At 61.9% G+C, this 17,253-nt stretch carries 7 protein-coding genes; 2 read left to right on the top strand and 5 right to left on the bottom strand.

The annotated features are described in order from the left end of the window. Positions 1-82: 82 nt before the first annotated feature. Entirely contained in the window at positions 83-601 is a 519-nt protein-coding gene (locus ACMGG5_RS00780) for a DUF6622 family protein (RefSeq protein ID WP_024907665.1), read from the top strand. A gap of 2 nt (positions 602-603) precedes the next feature. On the opposite strand, the gene ACMGG5_RS00775 is transcribed toward ACMGG5_RS00780, so the two are convergent. Beyond that, entirely contained in the window at positions 604-1,023 is a 420-nt protein-coding gene (locus ACMGG5_RS00775) for a nuclear transport factor 2 family protein (RefSeq protein ID WP_407821321.1), read from the bottom strand. Positions 1,024-1,120: 97 nt separating this feature from the next. Between ACMGG5_RS00775 and ACMGG5_RS00770 the strand changes: the two genes are divergently transcribed. Beyond that, entirely contained in the window at positions 1,121-1,858 is a 738-nt protein-coding gene (locus tag ACMGG5_RS00770; RefSeq protein ID WP_407821322.1) for an AraC family transcriptional regulator, read from the top strand. Between the two features lie 48 nt (positions 1,859-1,906). Here ACMGG5_RS00770 and ACMGG5_RS00765 read toward each other — a convergent pair whose 3' ends face one another. The 4 genes from ACMGG5_RS00765 to ACMGG5_RS00750 all read right to left on the bottom strand — a co-directional run bounded on the left by ACMGG5_RS00765 (position 1,907) and on the right by ACMGG5_RS00750 (position 16,869). Continuing rightward, entirely contained in the window at positions 1,907-3,076 is a 1,170-nt protein-coding gene (locus ACMGG5_RS00765; RefSeq protein WP_152680680.1) for an HlyD family efflux transporter periplasmic adaptor subunit, read from the bottom strand. 10 nt (positions 3,077-3,086) lie between these two features. Then, positions 3,087-5,282, bottom strand: coding sequence for a type I secretion system permease/ATPase (locus tag ACMGG5_RS00760; protein ID WP_267215517.1), 2,196 nt, complete (start codon positions 5,280-5,282; stop codon positions 3,087-3,089). Next, positions 5,279-6,682, bottom strand: a complete 1,404-nt coding sequence (locus ACMGG5_RS00755) for a TolC family outer membrane protein (protein ID WP_032647949.1) — start codon at positions 6,680-6,682, stop codon at positions 5,279-5,281. Before ACMGG5_RS00755 ends, ACMGG5_RS00760 begins: the two co-directional genes overlap by 4 nt. A gap of 80 nt (positions 6,683-6,762) precedes the next feature. Further along, positions 6,763-16,869: a BapA/Bap/LapF family large adhesin gene (locus tag ACMGG5_RS00750; protein ID WP_420277338.1), complete on the bottom strand. Its 10,107-nt coding sequence runs from the start codon at positions 16,867-16,869 to the stop codon at positions 6,763-6,765. Between the last annotated feature and the right edge of the window lie 384 nt (positions 16,870-17,253).

Raw genomic sequence — 17,253 nt, 5'->3', positions numbered from 1 at the left:
AGCTGCGCATAATGGCTTTCCTGCCGTTATGCGCAATACGCGTTCAGGGCGGCACGGGCCGCTATCGTTCATGGTGAGTTCCATGTTTGAATTTCTGATCGGTGTCGTTACCCACACGCCCGTCTGGGTGTGGGTGCTGTTTATCTTCCTCATCTCTCGCGGCATTAAAGCCCGCAGGCCCGCTACCGTTACGCTGGAGAGGCTTGCCATCATTCCCGCTATCTTTCTTCTCTGGGATATCTACGATCTGGTGGTCTACCGCACGTTAACCCCCGGGTCTGTCGCATTGTGGACGGCGGGGATCCTCGCCGGGGCCGCGCTGGGGTATTTCCTGATTAAGCAGGCGGTTATCACCCGCGCAGAGGCGCCGCGCACCCTTTTCCGCCAGGCAGACTACACCGCGCTGCCGTTTATGATGCTGGCGTTCGGGGTCAAGTATGTGCTGGGCGTGATGAGCGCTGTCTCTCCCCAGACGATGCAGCAGCCCGCCATGAGCGCGCTGGCGATCGTCTCCGGCGGCGTGTTTGCCGGTGTGTTTATTGGGAAATTTGCGCGCTATATTGGCGTGTATAACAGCGCCGCACCGCGCCCGGCTGAGTGATGTTATTCTGTCGCGTGTGCCAGCGTGCGGTCTGCAGCATCGCCGCTGAGTGCTCGCGTGACTTCATGGATCCGCCAGATTTTCCCTTCACGCAGCGCGGCAAACAGGTAAACCTCGATCTCTGCCTGACGACCATCGGGATATGTGACCGTCACGATATGCCGGTCAGCCAGAAGTTCGTCATGACAGGCTATCTCCACCACGGTAAAGGCGATCGTGCGGATCTGTGAGCTGACGTGGCTCAGATGCTGGACAAAACCCCGGTAGTCAAGCGCGTGACCGTCCGTAAACTGCTGGTAATCGGGCGTAAATACCTCTGCCGGATCGATATCGCCGTTGAATAAGCAGGTTAACAGGCACGCCATCTTTTCGCGCTGCGCGGCGTTGTCAGGCTGGGCTACCAGGGACGTGATAATGCTCATACGGGCTCCTTATGTGGTTGAGTCCCCATTATCCTTGACAGCCGAAGACGTGGTTTCTGTAATATGTCGATGAATAACGATTTTCGGTCAAAATGAGATGGTCAGTTTTGAAACGCTCCGTCATCCCGGCGGGTATCGAACACCGTGGCATAGTCATCGCACCGGCCAGCTGTGGCGCATTGCAACGGGTCTGTTGGTCATTGAGACGCAGCAGGCGCGCTCGGTCGTACCGGCAAAACACATCGGCTGGATCCCGCCAGGTCAGCAGCACGCCGCTTTTTCTGAAAGTGCGATAGAAGGCTGCGCCATCTATCTTGACCCCGCCTGCTGTGCAGGGCTTCCCGATGCGCCCGCGCTGTTCGAGCCCGACGATCTCACTCATGCACTGTTTTCCCGTTTATGTGGTGCAGAGAGTGAGTACGATCCGCGAAAGCTGACTTTGCTGCTGGATGAGCTTGCCCTGACGCCCCAGATTCACTTTTCTCTTCCCGTGCCGACGGATCCGCGTCTGAAGAACGTGGTCAGCCATTTGCTGCAGTTTGTCGATGATAACCAGACGGTCGAGAGCCATGCCCGCCGTGCGGGGATGAGCGTGCGTACGTTCAACCGTCGGTTTAGTGCCCAGACCGGAATGAACTTTGTTAACTGGCGGCAGCTGGCACGCGTCATGCGGGCAATGGAGTGGCTGGCGGCGGGGAAGCCGGTAGGGTGGATTGCGCTGTCCTGCGGCTACAGCAGCGTCAGCGCATTTATTGAGGTTTTCAGAGCATGGACCGGTAAAACGCCGGGGCAGTGGGCGATGTTGCGGTCTGATGCCCTCCCCACGTCCCGCTGAGCTTTACAATGTAGGCCGGGTAAGGCGAAGCCGCCACCCGGCGATTGACTACCGCTCCCTCAGCGCCTCTTTCGCCCGGTTAAACGGCTTAATCAGATAATCCAGCACCGTTTTCTCGCCGGTCTTAATGTCCACCGTGGCAATCATCCCCGGCACAATCGAGAAGTGCCTGCCCGCCTTATTCACCAGGTAATCCTGGCTGGTGCGGATAAACACCCGGTAATAGAACACCTCCGGCTTGGCCTCGTCCTGGATGGTATCCGGAGAAATCGTCTCCACGACCCCGTGCAGCCCGCCGTAAATGGCGTAATCGTAGGCGGTGATCTTCACCAGCGCCTCCTGGTTCGGGTGGATAAAGGCGATGTCGCGCGGCGACAGGCGGGTTTCAATCAGCAGGTGATCGTCTACCGGCACAATTTCCATCAGCTCGCCGTTGGGCGGGATCACCCCGCCGATGGTGGTGACCTTGATGTTTTTGACGATCCCGCGCACCGGGGATTTTACCGTCAGACGGGTGACGGAATCCTGGCGGCCCTTGAGGATGGCCGAAACCATATCCACCTCCGCGTTGGCCTTGGAGAGCGCCTCGCGCGCCTGGACGTAATACTGCGAGCGCACGTCGGTGAGCTTCAGCTCCAGATCGCTTTTCTGCCGCTGCAGGCGCAGCACCTCCACGTGGCTGGCGGCCCCGGTTTTCACCAGACGCTGGGTGATGGCCAGCTCTTTATTGGCGAGATCTAACGCGGCGCGCAGCTCCCGCTGGGTATCCTCCAGCTGCGCGCGGCGCGAGTTGTACAGCCGCGTTTCGTCGGCAATCAGATCCGGCCATTTTGCCAGCGAAGGGGGAAACTTCAGCGGGAGATCGTTCACCTCGGCGTACAGGCGGGCGCTGGAGGCCAGTGAAGCCCGGTAGCGCGCCGCGCTTTCGCCGACGTTTGATTCGGAACGGGTAGGATCAAGCCGCGCCAGCACCTGTCCGGCCTGCACCTGATCCCCCTCGTGGACGTTCAGCTCGGTGAGGATCCCCCCGTCCAGCGACTGTAAAACCTGCTCGCGCGAGCTGGGGATCACTTTACCCGAGCCGGTTGACACCTCATCCAGCATGCCAAACCACGCCCAGACGCCCAGCGCCACGAACATCAGCAGCGAGAAGATCACGATCCGACGCGCGCCGGTGTAGCCGCTTTCGGAGTCGAGGGCGTTATCCAGATCGTCCATTGCCGCCACGTCACGCTGACTGATTTTCATTTTTCCACTCCCGTCCGGTTGCTGCCTGCTGCTGTTGCTGCATACGGCTGTTGTTCAGCGCCTGGGCTTTTGGCGCGTCCATCACCAGCATCCCCTCTTTCAACACCACGACGCGCTCCACCAGCTCCAGCACCGGGACGCGATGCGTGGCGACAATCAGGGTGCGGTGCCCGAGCCAGTCGCCCAGCCGCTGGATGAATTCCCGCTCGGTGTGCTCGTCGAGCGACGCGGTGGGTTCATCCATCAGCACGATATTCGGATCGCGCAGGAGCATTCGTGCCAGCAGAATCGACTGGCGCTGCCCGCCGGATAACCCCACGCCGTTTTCCATGATCGGGTAGTCCAGCCCTTTGGGCAGCTTCTGCACAAAGCCTGCCGCGCCGGTCAGCTCCAGCGCCTCAAAGATCTCTTCGTCGGTAGCGCGCGGCATGCCGAGGGTAATGTTTTCGCGCAGGGTGCCGTAAAACAGACGCGCATTCTGGGTCATAAAGCCGACGTTGCGCCGGACGTCGGCAACGTCGAGATGCGGCAGGCTGAAGTTATCAAGTCGCAGCTCGCCGGCTGCCAGATCCATCCCGCCCGCCATGGCCTGCAGCAGGGTCGATTTGCCCGCGCCGTTGCGCCCGAGGATCGCCACTTTCTCACCCGGGCGGATCTCCAGCCGGTTAATGCGCAGCGCCATACGCGGATCGTCCGGCTGATAGCGGAACTGCGCCTGCTCGAACAGGTAGTGACCGCGCAGCACGTCCTGGCGGATCGGCGTCTCCTCACGCTGGTTTTCGGTGGGAAGCTGCATGATGCTGTCCAGCCCCTCTTTTGCCGCTTTGACCTGCTGCCAGCGCGCCAGCACGCCGCACAGCGTCGCCATCGGGGCGATCATGCGGGAGGCCAGCATCGACGCGGCGACCACAGAGCCGGTGGTCAGGGTGCCGTCGATCACCATCGGGGCGCCGACCACAATCACGGCGGCGTAGACCAGGCTCTGGATGGTCATCCCCCAGCTAATCAGGTTCTGCGTAAGCTCGCGGGTGCGCAGGCCGGATTCGGCGGTGATCTGGATATAGCTGTTCCACTGCTGCAAAAAGCGGTTTTCCGCCTGCATCAGCTTGATGTCCTCCAGCCCCTGCACGCTCTCCACCAGCACCGCGTTGCGCAGGGTCGATTCATGAGCCGACTGCTTTGCCAGCTCCGCCAGCTTCTTCTGCAGCAGCAGGCCGGGCAGGACCATGATCACCGCCGCGACCGGGGCGATCCACGCCAGCTGCGGGGCGATGATCGCCAGCACCACCACGAACAGTAAAAAGAAGGGCAGGTCGACAATCGTCGAGATGGTGGACGAGGTGACCATCTCACGGATCTGCTCCAGCTCGCGCAGCTGTGAGATAAAGCTCCCGGTGGATCGGGGAATCGCGCTGTTGCGCAGCCGCAGCGCGTGGCCGAATACGCGATCCGAGACGCGCATATCCGAGCGCTTGCCCAGCAGATCCATAATGTGACCGCGCGCCACGCGCAGCACAAAGCCAAACAGGGTGGCGATCAGCACCCCGATGGTCAGGACGTACAGCGTCGGGTAGGACTGGGCGGGGATCACCCGGTCATAGACCTGCATGGAAAAGACGATCCCGGAAAGCGACAGCACGTTGATAAACAGCGCGGCCAGCATTACCCAGCTGTAGGGGCGGAGATCGCGCATCACCAGCCGGTAGAGCCAGTCCGGTCGGTATTTTGAGATATAGGCGTCCACGCGGCTGTCCTTCAGCGCGGCAAGTGGACGCAGGGCAATAACGTGGCGGATAGCGGGCAGCATCGCCGTCATCGACAGCCGGTTGGTGTAGGTCTCATCGCCGAAAAAGCTGACTTCCAGCGTGTCATCGCCGTCGAAGTGCTCGATCGCGCCGACCCGGCCGTCATTCAGCGCCACCACCACCGGCAGACGCCAGCTGTTGATCGACTGCTGGTCAGCGGTGAGCAGTTGAAACGACAGCCCCGCCTCACGCGCCAGCTGGGTGAGGGCGGGTACCATCGGTTTGCCTTTCAGCCACGGTGCGCCTGCGATCAGCGCGCCGGGCGAGCAGGCGACGCGGTAGCGGGTGGCGATAAAGCCAAAGGCCTGCGCCCACTGCGCCAGCGCCTCATCCGTCATGTTTTCACCCTGCGGGATATCACGCTGCTTCATGGCTGGATCTCCACGGTCTGGATGGTGCGGTTATCAAGATCGAACGCATGACGCAACTGTCCGGTGTTATACAGGCAGTTGAGCTGCAGCTGGTGCAGCTGACCGAGGGTCTGCTGCTGGGTGAAGCGCGCCTGATAGACCTCCTGTTCGGCGTTGAGCACGTCGAGCAGCGGGCGCGAGCCGAGGTCAAGATATTGCTGCTGGTACAGCTCACGGGTGCGGGCGCTGAGGGCTTCCTGACGGCCCTGGATTTGCAGCGTGCTTTGCAGGCTCATCACCTGGCTACGGGCTTCCAGCAGTTTCTGGCGGACATCAAGGCGCGTGCGCTGAATGGTGGACTGCGCCGCCTCCACCGCGTGTCCGGCAGCGTTACGCCGGGCGGTGAGGCCGCCGCCCTGATAGAGCGGCATCTGCACTTTCACCCAGGCGGAATACTGGGTGCGATCCCGCGTTTCGCTGCCCGCATAGCGGTCGTTCATGTAGTGACGCACCTCCGGCTCCAGCGAGACGGTTGGCGTCATCTGCGCGTCGGCGTAGTCGAGGTTAGCCTGGGCGACGTTAGCCTGCGCCCATGCAGCGAGAACGGCGGGAACCAGACGGTCGTCCGGCTCGGCGATATCGCAGCTCCGGCCCAGCTTTTGCGGAAAGTCGTTGCTGATCGTGTTCAGGCTGTTCCAGCCGAGAAAGCTCATCAGCGTGGCGCGGGCGCTGTCCAGGCTGGCCTGGTACTGCATCAGCTGGGCGCGCGCACCTTCGATACGTGCATCGGTCTGCACCACGTCAGAGAGCGACGTGGCGCCCTCGTCGTTACGCTGGCGGGTCAGCGTGCCGATGGAAGAGAGGGCTTCAAGCTGCTCTTTGGCGGTGTCGACCATCTGCTGCCAGGTTTGCACCTGTACCATGGCAACGGCGGTATCGTGGGCGATGGTGTCGATACTCACCAGCACGTTGGCCTGCTGCTGGGCAACGCCAGCACTTTCGGCGCGCACCTGGCTGGCCACTTTGCCAAAGTCGTAGAGCATTTGTGAGAGAGAAAGCACCAGCGACGGCGTAAAGCCGTTCTGATCGCCATCGTGGGAATAACCGTTGTCCACGCCGGCATTAATCTGCGGATAGTATTTTGATTTCGCGACGTCCACCTCTTCGCTCTGCTGGTAGAGTTTGCCCACGGCTTCGCTGATGGCCGGGTGCCAGGTAACGGCGCGGTTGACGGCCTCGCCAAGCTGCAATGAACCTGGAGCGGCGTTGCCTGCTACCGGGGCCACGCGCCCGTTGAGTGAGGGGAGTTCCTGCGTTTCGCGAAGCTGTCCGGTATTGATGGTTGCCGCCGGGTTCGCACAGAAAGCGGGCACAGATATCAGGCAGCACGAGAGCCACCAGTAAGGCATCTTCATTCCCATGTCATGTCCCTAATAAAATAAGTAAAGCTTTATTGTTATGCCCGGGCGCTGTGCGCCCGGGTCATCTCTTGCAGGTGCTATCAGGTAATGATGTGTTGCTGGTTAACAAGCTCGTCGTAGGTGGTCTGAACGTTATCAAGCGTAACGAGCGTGGTATTAGTGTAGGTGGACCCCGCACCATCACGGTCGATGGAGATCACAGTGTTGCTACCGCTTTGTGTGACATGGATATAGTTCCCCAACGAGGCGGTATTACCGTCCCAGCCCACCAGCAGATCGCCAATGTCGATCTTGTCTCCCTGCGCCAGCGAGAACCCTGTCCAGTGATCGCCTCCGGCGCTGCTGGTGTTACCCGCCGTGGCATTCCCCACCGTACTGTTCAGCACCTGGTAAATCAGCGTATCGCCGTAGGCCGTACCGGTGATGGCGTCGTTATGCTCCGAGCTGATGAACTGCGGCGCCATATTGATGGTTAGCGTGGCGCTGTCCGTGTTGCCGTTGGCATCGGTCAGGGTGTAGTTGAAGGTCTCCTTCGAGGTCATGGTTGAGAGCGATACCCCGCTGTTGAGGGTATAGGTGTAATGACCGTCTGCGCCGATCGCCAGGATGCCGTAATGGCCGGTGATGTTCACCGTTGCGCTGCCGGTATACGGATCCAGCGTGGTGGTCACGCCGTTGTAACCGGTCACGCTCAGACGGGTATCCACCGAGTGGAGCTGATCCAGCACGCCGCCAGAGTCGGTACCGTCAAAGATGTTGCCGTTGACGGTGTGGCTGCCTGTGACGTCAAAATCACTCAGCGAGTAGGTGGTGCCGTTCACGCTTGGCGTGATGGTGATGGTCCCCACGCTGAGCCCCGGGACGCTGCCGGTAAAGTTCAGCGTATAGGTCCCGGCGTTGAGATCCAGCCCGGTCAACGGAACGTCGATACTGCCGCCCAGCAGCGAGCCGCCGCTGAAGGAGCCGCTGCGGATGACGCCCGAGCCGTCGCTGATGGACCAGTTCACCGTCAGTCCGCCCAGCGCCAGCCCCGAGGTCACGCTAAAGTGCAGCGACGCGTTGTGCAGCGCGGTGTTTGGGTCGACCACGAAGGTTCCGCTTCCGCTGCCCTGGGTTGATGAGAACAGGGCCGTCGTCCAGCTGGCGACGCCCACGGTGGTATCCGAGTAGACCGACGTGTGATGCACCGAGGTGAGGTCCATCGTGGCGCTGACATCGTTGACCGCATTCATTGCCTGCGCGGTTGGAGTGATGTTGAGCGATGCCGTATCCTTCGAGCCGTCAAGCGCGGTAACGGTGTAAACGAAGGTATCCGGCGTGCTGATATGGTCCGCCCCCACGCCTCTTCTCAGGGTATAGGTGTACTGACCGGACGCATTGATGGTCAGCGTGCCGTATTCCCCCTGAATGGTGGTGGTGCCGCTGCTGTTGACCGCCACGCCGTTCACTTCCGTAACCAGCGTGCCCGCTGGAACCGGGTCATTCGCCAGCACGTCGCCCGTGGTGGTTTCGCTGATGCTTGCCACGCTGTAGACATGATCCTGCAGGACGCTCAGCGTGTAGCCCGTCAGGACGGCGATCCCCGATGCGGTATTGAGTAAGAACAGGTACTCCCCGGCAGGCAGATTTAGCGTCAGCTGCGGTGACGTGCCCCCCAGCAGCGGGGCGCGCAGCCAGCCCGACTCGACGCGAACCTGCTCGAAGGTCTGGGTGGCGTTGTTGAACTTATAGACGTACAGATCGAATACCGACGCCAGCGCCACGCCGCCCACGGAGGCCTGGATGGTCATGGTGCGGGTCGTGCCTTCCTCCACGTTGTAAATAATCGGGTTGGTCATGTCGTCCAGCAGGTTAAGCCCCAGCGTGTTGCCGAGATTAATGCCCACCAGGGTAAAACCGTTCTGAGACGAGGCGCCGTTATTAACTTCGTGCACGCTGGTGTCGAAGGTCAGGGCGTTGGTGTCGTCAACGGCGACAATACCGTTGACTACCGTACCGGCACCCAAGGACAGCACCAGCTGTGCCGACGCGCTGACGCCGTTATGGGTGATGGTGTAGGTGAAGCTCTCCGTGCGGCCAATGACCGCGGCGCTGGTGTCGGTCAGGCTGTAGGTGTAGCTGCCGTCGCGGTTAATGGTCAGCGTACCGTACTGGCCCTGAATCACCGTGCCGTCGGCGTTCACGCTGGTGGTGGCGCCCTGGGCGTTAGTGACCGCGGAGATAGTGGTCCCTGCTGGCGCGTTGTCGCTGCCGGCGGTTGGATCCGTATCGAGGATCACGTTGCCGTTGAGGCTGGTTTCACCGGTGACCGTACCCGGACCGGTCTCTTTCACCGCCACGTCGAGGCTGGTGTAGGAGCCGGTCGCCAGCAGGTTGGTGTTGTAGCTGAGCACGCGATAGTTGCCGTCAGCCAGCCCGGTCAGGTTCAGTGAGACGCCGGTTGCACCGAGGGTCAGCAGATCGGCAAACTGCGGCTGGCCGGTATCCACCACGGTGGTCCAGGCGCCGTTGACGTAATGCTGAACCACCAGCTCCAGGGTATTGAGCAGAGAGAGCACCGCCCCCGTGGCGTTGGCGTTCACCACGATATCCGCGCTGCCGCCGCTGCCCACCGTGAAGTTCACCTGGGCGGTATCGTTGCCCAGCAGCGTCAGGACGTTGCCGACGGCGCCGACCAGCAGGAAGCCGTAATCGCTGTACTGGCTGTTGGTCACGGTTGCCGTGGTGCTGAGGTTCAGCTCTTCGACGTTATTGCTGGCGGAGAGCGGCACCACCGGCGCAAGGGCAGAGCCCGGCAGCGAGGTGTTGCCAGCGGCGTCGGTGGCGGTGATCTGCAGCGTCTGGCCTTCGGTCTGTTTGTTAATGAAGGTGTAGCTGTAGGTGCCGTTGCTGCCCGCAGTGGCGGTCACCGTCGAGCCGTCCGCAAGGCGGATAGCGACGGTGCTGCCTGCTTCCGCAGTCCCGGACAGGACGCTACCGTCAGCGTTGAAGGTCCCGGTCGGTGCCGTTGGCGCGATCGTATCGACGATAATCGTCGTCACGGCGGACGCCACGCTGGTGTTGCCCGCCGCATCGGTGGCCGTGGCGGTGAAGTTATGCGTGCCTTCCGCCAGCGCGGTGGTAGTTTGCGGCAGGGTCCAGTTGCCGCTGCCATCGGCGGTCACCGTACCCACCAGCGTGATGCCATCGTAGATCCGCACCGTGGCATTCGCTTCGGCTGTCCCGCTCAGCGTTGGGCGCGTGTCGTTGGTCGGATTCGTACCGGTCACCGGCCCGGTGACGCTGCCGACATCATCAATGACCGAACTGATGACCGGCGCGGCTGGCGGGAGGGTATCGACGTTAATCACATACCCGGCGGTGGGCGCGCTGGCGTTGCCTACCGCATCGGTAGCGGTAAAGGTTAAATTGTGCGCGCCGTTGCTCAGCGCCGGAGATGGCGTAAAGCTCCACGCCCCACCGGTCGCCGTCACGCTGCCGATTTGCACGCCGTTATCAAAGATTTTCACCGTGGAACCCGCTTCTGCCGTGCCGCTGAGCGTTGGCTGCGCGTCGTTGGTGATCCCGCCGTTGGCAATCGGCGTCGCCGCATTGCCCACGTCATCCACGATACTGGTCAGCACCGGCAGCGCAGGCGGCGTGGTGTCGACAGTGAGGCTGAAGCTGCTGGAGGACACGCTGGTGTTGCCTGCCGCATCCGTGGCCTGCGCGGTAAAGCTGTGCGGACCACTCGCCAGCGTGGTGGTGAGCAAGATACTCCAGTTCCCGCCGCTATCCGCGGTGCCCGTTCCGACAAGCGTGGTTCCCTCATAGATCTTCACGGTGGCAAACGGTTCACTGGTCCCGACAAGGCGCGGTACGGTGTCGTCGGTTGTCTGCCCGGACGTGAGCGGGCCGGTGAGGCTGCCCACGTCGTCTATCGCCTGGCTGATAACCGGCGCGTTCGGTGCCGCGGTATCAATAATCAGGGTAAAGTCCGGCGAGGTCGGGCTGACGTTGCCCGCTGCATCGGTGACCGTGGCGGTCCAGGTATGGCTGCCGCTGGCCAGCGGCGCTGACGGCGTAAAGCTCCATGCCCCGGTACCGTCCGCCTGAACGGTGCCGACCGGCTGCCCGTTTTCATAAACGGTGACCGTGGCGTTGGCGGTCGCGGTGCCGTTCAGCGTCGGCGTGGTATCGTCGGTGCTCTGCCCGGAAGAGAGCGGGGTTTGAATGCTGCCCGCGTTGTCACCCGCGGTCGAAATGACCGGCGCCGACGGTACGCCCGTATCCACCGTCAGGTTAAACGGCGTCGTCGTGCTGCCGGTATTGCCTGCCACGTCGGTGGCGTTGAAGGTGATTGCGTGCGGCCCGTCGCCCAGATCGGTGCCCGGGGTGAAGGTCCAGTTGCCCTGGGCATTCACCACCGCCGTGCCAATTTCGCTGCCATCAACGATCACGTGCACTGTGGCACCCACGTCGCCCGTGCCGTTGAAGGTCGGACGCGCGTCGTTGGTCGTGTTGCCCGACGTGAGCGTCCCGGTGACGGGCGCGACATCGTCAATTACGCTGGTCACTACCGGTACGCCAGGGGCTGCGGTATCAACGGTAAAGGCAAAGACCGATGAGTTCGCCGAGGCGTTGCCTGCCGCATCCGTTGCATAGACGCGAAGGGCGTAGCTGCCGTCGCCCAGCGGCGCGGTCGGCGTAAAGGACCAGTTGCCGCCTCCGTCAACGGTTGCAGTACCAATCTGCGTGCCGTTATTCATGATGTGAATAGTGCTGCCCGCCTGCCCGGTACCGCTGATGGTTGGGGTGCTGTCGTTGGTCACCTGGCCGCTGGTGAGGTTGCCCGTGACGCCGCCAGGGACGTTGTCGTTTACCGTATCCAGCGTCGGAACCGTCGGTGCCGTCAGGTCAACCACCACGCTCCAGGGGGCTGAGACCGCGCTGACGTTGCCCTGCGGATCGGTCGCCCGAACGGTGAAGCTGTGCGAGCCTTCGCCGAGCGCGGTGTCAGGGGTAAACGTCCAGATACCTGTGTTGTCAGCCGTGACCACAGCAATCTGCGTGCCGCCGTCGAAAATGGTGACCACGCTGTTTGCGTCCGCTGTCCCTGTAAGGGTTGGCGTGGCGTCATTCGTTTCGCTGCCGCTGACCACCGTGGTGGCAGCGTTACCGACATTGTCCGTAACGTTGGTGATGACCGGCGTGGCGGAAACGGAGTCCACCACGACGGTGAAGCCCGCAGAAGGACCGCTCTGATTCCCCGCCGGGTCTGTCTCGCGGATGGTCAGGACGTTATTCCCCTCTGCCAGAGGCGGCGTGGTGTAGCTCCAGGTGCCGGTATTGCCGATCACCACGCTGTCCAGCAGCACGCCGTTGTTGTAGATGGAGATGGTATCGCCTGCTGCGCCGGTGCCGGTGAGGGTCGGCTGGTTGTCGTTGGTGGTCTGCCCGCTGGTCAGCGGACCGGTGCCTGGGCCGACGTCGTCAATTACGGCGCCGATGGTCGGCGTGCCCGGTGCGGTGAGGTCAATGGTAACGCTAGCCGCCGGAGAGCGGCCGCTGGTCAGGTTATTGAGGGTCGCGGTCACCTCAAAGGTGTGTAGCCCCTCGCCAAGCGCGGCTGGCGTATAGCTCCAGTTGCCGCTGCCGTCGGCAGTGACCGTCGTCAATGGCGTCGCGCTACCGTCCAGGTAGATAGCGATCTGGCTCCCCGCCTGAGCCGTACCGGTGAGGGTCGGGGTGGTGTCGTTGGTGGTTTTGTCTTTCACATCGCCCGTGATTGGGGCGACGTCATCGTTGATCGCCGTGATGACGGGCACCTGCGGCAGGTCGAGCGGTGAATCGGTAACGATAAAGGACGCGCCAGGGCTGGCATTTCCTGCGGCATCGGTAGCGCTTACGGTCAGCGTGGTCGGATCGAGCTGCGCCGGGCTCAGCGCAATGGAGAAGCTGCCGTCGCTTGCGACAACGCCGGTACCAATGACGGTCCCACCGCTGTCTTTCACGGTAACGGTGGTTCCCGCTTCGGCATTACCGGTCAACGGGGTCCCCTCCTGTGCCAGGGACATGTTGGTCGGGTCGGCAGGTGCGGCGGTGTCCACCGTCACGCTCAGCGGCGCAGAGTTTCCGGAGGCGTTACCCGCAGGATCGGTAGCAGAGACGGTGAAGGTGTGCGGGCCATCCGACAGCGTTGTGCCTGCCGTCCAGCTCCAGCTGCCGTCCGGCTGTATCGTGACCGGCACGCCCGACGGGGTACCGTCGATGGAGACGATAACGGTGGTGCCGGGTTCACTGGTCCCGGTAAGGGTCGGCGTGCCGTCGCGGGTGTAGAGCACGTTGTTGGTGAGCTGGCTGTCTGAAACGGCATTAATCTGCGGAATCTCAGGCGCAGCGGTATCGAGCGTGACGGTAAAGACCGCACTCGGCGCGCTGACGTTGCCCGCTGCATCCACGCCCGCAACGGTAATGTTCAGCGGGCCGTCCGTTTGCACTGGAAGCGTCAGGCTCCATTCTCCGTTAGCGACCACGACACGGCCCAGTTCGACGCCGTTGTTGTAGACGATCACTGTCTCACCGTTAACGCCGGTTCCGCCCACTGTCGGCGTGGTATCCGTGATGTAGCCCCCGTTAGGCTCGCCGCCCACGGCGCCAATCACTGGCGTATCCGGCGCCACGGTATCCACAGTGATCGTAATGGCTGCCGACGGGTCAGAGACGTTGCCTGCCTCATCGGTGGCGGTGGCGGTATAGACGTGGCTGCCCTCCGCAATATTACTGTCAGGGCGCCAGCTCCAGTTGCCGTTGCTGTCTACCGTGACGGTACCAACGATAGTTGGCGTGCCGCCGTTGACCGTGTCAGTGATGTTGATAACGTCGTTCGGCGTACCGGTGCCGCTCAGCACCGGGCGCGGATCGTTGGTGGTGCCGCCATCGGGAACGGGACCGGTGATCTGGGTGACGCTGTCAGTAATGACCGGTGCTGCAGGCGTAGCCGGCGGGTCGGTGTCAATGGTGATGGTGACCGGCTGCGACGGGGCGCTTTCGTTGCCCGTGCCGTCCACGTTGGTGACGGTCAGGGTGATGTCATAGGTGCCGCCAGCCAGGGGGGATGGCGGCGTCCAGGACCAGTTGCCGGTATTGTCCACGACAGCGTCACCGATTTTGACACCGTTGCCGTAGATCGTCACGGTATCGCCCGCCGTGCCGGTACCGCTCAGGGTCGGCGTGGTGTCGCGGGTGATTTCTCCCGGGTTCAGCGGCGTTTGCGTTGTGCCGCCGTCAGGATTGACGGTAATTGCCGGGATATCCGGCGTGGCAGGTGCGACGGTATCCACCGTTAATACAAACGGGCTGGAGATAGTGGTATTGCCGGCGGCATCCGTGGCGTGAACCGTCAGGGAATGCGGGCCGTCGGTGAGCGGGGTGACCGGCGTAAAGCTCCAGCCGCCGCTGCCGTCGAGGGAAGCGGTGCCGAGCAGGGTTGTGCCGTCATAGACGGTGATCACCGCATCCGCCGGAGCGGAGCCCTGCAGCAGCGGCTGGGTGTCGTCGGTGGTATCGCCGCTGGTGAGCGGGCCCTGAACGCCGCCGACGTCATCGGTCACGGTGGCAATGGTGGCAGCCGTTGGCGGTGTGGTATCGACGGTCAGGGTGAAGCCGCTTGACGGCTGGCTGGTGTTGCCCGCCGCATCGGTGGCGACAACGGTAAAGGTATGAGGCCCCTCCCCAAGCGGCACGGTGGGGGTATAGGTCCACACGCCGTTGTTGTCGACCGGGGCCGTGCCAAGAACGGTACCATCCAGGCGGATGGTGACCGTCGAGCCTGGTTCAGCCGTGCCGTTGAGCGTCGGCGTGGTGTCGTTGGTGCTGTCGTTGGGGTTGAGCGCGCCGAGGCGCTCCGGCACATCATCCAGCACCTGGGTAATGACCGGGGCAGCAGGCGCGACGCTGTCAATTGTCAGCGTCCAGGTGTTGGAGACGCCGCTGGTGTTACCTGCCGCGTCGGTCGAGACGGCGGTCAGGGCGTGCGGACCCTCACCGATTGGCGAGGACGGCGTAAAGGTCCATGCGCCGAGACCATCGGCAACGGTTGTGCCAATTTCAACACCGTCCACGCGCAGGCTGATCGTCGCGTTTGCTTCGGCGGTACCGCTGAGCGTCGGGGTGGAGTCGTTGGTCGTGGCATTTGGGCCGAGTAAGCCAACAATTCCACCGGGCACATCGTCCACGACTTGTGAAATCACCGGGGCGTCAGGTGCCGTCCCGTCGACGTTAATTGTCCATGCGGTTGATATTCCGCTCTGGTTGCCGGCGGCATCCGTCGCCGTTGCCGTCAGCACGTACGTGCCATCGGTCAGCGGTGTGGGCGGCGTAAAGCTCCACTGGCCAGAGGAGGGAACAACCACCGTACCGAGGACATCGCTACCGTTGGAGATCGTGATGGTCGAGCCAGCTTCACCCGTTCCGTTAACGGTTGGCGCCCGGTCGTTTGTAAGCCCGTTAGGGCCCACGGGGCCTGTGGTGGCCTGCACGTCATCAATCACAGATATGATAACCGGTGTCTGCGGCGGGGTAATATCCGGTGCCGCCGCGGAGGTGGTTGGACTGGTGTTGCCTGCCGTGTCGGTGGCGTCAGCGGTCAGGATTTCGCCGTTGAGCTTCGGCGGGGTCAGCGTCAGGCTGAAGTTACCCTGGCTATCGGCAACAACTGGATTGCCAACGAGTGCGCCGCCTTCACGGATAGTCACGGTGCTGCCCGGCTCTGCAATGCCGCTGATGGTGCCGCCATCATTCGAAACGACGAGGTTTCCAGGGGCTGACGGCGGGGTAGTATCCACAGTAAAGGTGACAGGTGCTGATGCCGTACTCTGGTTTCCGGCCGCATCGGTTTCAGTGACGGTTATGGAGTGTGTCCCGTCCGGCAGCGGAGCGTTTGGCGTAACGCTCCAGGTACCGTTGGGCTGCACCGTCGTTGTGCCAATCGCCACGCCGTTATCATAAATGGTGATAGTTCCACCTGGCTCGCCCGTTCCCGCCAGGAGCGGCAGTGAAGCATCCGTAGGCGCGCCCGACGTAATGGTCCCCCTGATAAGACCTGTATCGTCGGTCAGCACAATCGCGGTCGGCGCGTCCGGCGGAGTAAGATCCACCGTAAGAGTAAACACCGGTGAGGCTGGCCCGGTGTTGCCGGCGGCGTCGGTTGCCTTCACGGTAATCTGGTGAGTGCTTTCACTCAGGTCAACTGACGGGGTAAAGGTCCAGGTGCCGTTGCTGGCGACGATTGCCGTACCAATAGCGACTCCGCTGTCATAAATCGTCACGGTCGAGCCCGCCTCGCCGGTGCCGGTAAGCTGTGGGCGCTGATCGTTGGTGCTGCCGCCGTTGGACACCGTCCCCGTCTGCGGGGCAATATCGTCGATTACACTGCCAATCGTTGGCGCATCGGGCGCGGTTATGTCCGGCGCGTTGAGCGTTGTGCCCGGGCTGGTATTCCCGGCGTTATCCGTCGCGGTGGCAGTCACCTGCTCGCCGTTGGTCAGCGGTGTTCCGAGAGAGACGGTAAAGTTGCCGTCGCTGCCCGTTTTTCCGGTGCCAACGACATTGCCGTTCGCGTCTTTCAGCGTGATAGTGCTGCCCGGTTCGGCGGTACCGGTAACGGTCTTGCCATCTGAAGAGAACTTAATACCGGACGGTGCATTCGGCGGCGTTGTGTCCGGATCGGCAGGATCGACGGGGGTGTTGGGGTTAGTGCTATTGTTATTACCGCCATCTCCGCTACCGCCGCCGGTACTTGCCGCAGCCGCGATACCTCCTGCAGCGACAATGCCGCCGAGGGCCCATGGCCAGAAGGCGGCACCACCGGCATCACTTCCTGACGCCGCAAGCAGCACGTTCGTAGACGCGATAGATTCGTACGTGGCGGCGCCAGCCGGATCTTCAATCCACCATAACGCGCCGTTGCTGTCCTGCAGAACCAGCTGGCTCACGCCCTGCGCGTCCGTGACGTAGAAATTTTTTACAGTGATCACTTCGCCGGAGTGCAGCGTAACCAGCAGATCGTTACCACTTCGCGCGAAGTGGGAGACGCTCGCTCGCTCGACGTGAAGCTCAACGATGGAGGAATGGCTCAGCGTGACCTGTGTGCCTTCCATTTTCGTTTCTACGCCAGTAAGTTTCGAGATAACAGAGATTTGGCTCATTTAGTTATTACTCCAGCAGATGTGTCATAAACGGCGAGCAAGACGAGCCATCTCTGCAGAAGGTAAAGGGCGCCCCCGGCGCAGTCGCTGTTATAACGCAGCACTGACCGTTTTTTAGCGCGCACGATGCCCGCCAGGATTCAGAGTGGCAACATCAGAGCGAATCTAATTTTTTATGAAAGAGAACCGTTTTATTCGTGTTTTATGTTTTGTAAAACCCTGTAATTAATAGAGGAATTATTTTTGAGGATATAAAATTGATATAGACAGAAAACATGGGTTGTGCAAATTAAGCTTTCGCAAATAAGTGCGAAAACAAGGTGGAAGGCATTGATATATTGATGTCGTCAATAATTAGGCTGGTGCAATCAGTTGTTTTATATG

This window comes from Enterobacter sp. BNK-34 (genome assembly GCF_048684445.1).
In the GTDB taxonomy this organism is placed as follows: Bacteria; Pseudomonadota; Gammaproteobacteria; order Enterobacterales; family Enterobacteriaceae; genus Enterobacter; species Enterobacter pseudoroggenkampii.
The sequence above is the reverse complement of the archived record's forward strand: the minus strand, read 5'-3'. Positions and strand labels throughout refer to the sequence as shown.

Excerpts from the sequence above, each read along its gene's own strand:
- ACMGG5_RS00765 (WP_152680680.1), bottom strand. The coding sequence starts at position 3,076 with ATGGACGATCTGGATAACGCCCTCGACTCCGAAAGCGGCTACACCGGC.
- ACMGG5_RS00750 (WP_420277338.1), bottom strand. The coding sequence starts at position 16,869 with ATGAGCCAAATCTCTGTTATCTCGAAACTTACTGGCGTAGAAACGAAA.
- ACMGG5_RS00760 (WP_267215517.1), bottom strand. The coding sequence starts at position 5,282 with ATGAAGCAGCGTGATATCCCGCAGGGTGAAAACATGACGGATGAGGCG.
- ACMGG5_RS00770 (WP_407821322.1), top strand. The coding sequence starts at position 1,121 with ATGGTCAGTTTTGAAACGCTCCGTCATCCCGGCGGGTATCGAACACCG.
- ACMGG5_RS00780 (WP_024907665.1), top strand. The coding sequence starts at position 83 with ATGTTTGAATTTCTGATCGGTGTCGTTACCCACACGCCCGTCTGGGTG.
- ACMGG5_RS00755 (WP_032647949.1), bottom strand. The coding sequence starts at position 6,682 with ATGGGAATGAAGATGCCTTACTGGTGGCTCTCGTGCTGCCTGATATCT.
- ACMGG5_RS00775 (WP_407821321.1), bottom strand. The coding sequence starts at position 1,023 with ATGAGCATTATCACGTCCCTGGTAGCCCAGCCTGACAACGCCGCGCAG.